This window comes from Vibrio sp. 1978 (assembly GCF_033344345.1).
Window position 1 is genome coordinate 1 of the sequence record NZ_JAWPOP010000384.1, and the last position, 752, is coordinate 752.

The window sequence follows — 752 nt, forward strand, 5'->3', positions numbered from 1 at the left end:
AACATAGATGTTGAAAAACCGATGGTAACCTCTAGGTTCAAGCAAAAAGCGAGGCCAGGCAACACTTCTAACGAGACCAAAGACCAACTGCAGGGCAAGTTTTTCCACCCAAATGATAAGAATGAAGCGACGAGAAGTAACGTGAAGTCATCCAAAATAACTTCGCTTCGTTTGCTCTCTAACGGGACAAGATTGACTATTTAACCTCAAGTGAGCATAAACTGACCGCTATGTCACACAACGAACCAATCGCTTACTTGGCAAACAACCGTTACGTATTTATTAGTACGGAATACTACTTCTAAAATGCAGTTCGATTCCTAGTTAACGTTACCGCTCACAGCATCGTTTAATACCTTTTGATAACATGGCATTAAAAACTCCGGTGAGCTAATTGTGAACTTACTCAATCCCAAAGCCCTGCGTCATTTTTTATTGCTGTTGTTTGCTATCGGCATTTTAGGGCTTGCTCTTACGCATCACTACGCAACTCGCTATCAACACGATCAATGGCAACAAAAGCTCAAAAGCCAAGCGGCTCAAGTCTCACAAGAAGTCGACTACGAACTGGCGAAGTTTGAACAAATTCCCAATTTGCTTAGCCATGACCCACGCTTGCTTGAAGCCGTTGAGAAAGGTGCACCGTCGACAGAACTGAACTTACTGTTGGCGCAATGGCTGAAGCAAAGTTTGGCCGATACCATTTATGTCCATGATAAAACAGGCTTGGTTATCGCTTCGAGTAACTATCA

General features: G+C 43.1%; 1 protein-coding gene and 1 pseudogene. Both read left to right on the top strand.

The window, feature by feature from the left end; translation table 11 throughout:
- Nucleotides 1–204: hypothetical protein (locus R8N49_RS26760; RefSeq protein ID WP_318190403.1), on the top strand; the 204-nt coding region annotated here is incomplete at its 5' end.
- 192 nt (nucleotides 205–396) lie between these two features.
- Nucleotides 397–752 (top strand): annotated as a pseudogene (locus tag R8N49_RS26765) (sensor histidine kinase); the annotation flags it as partial.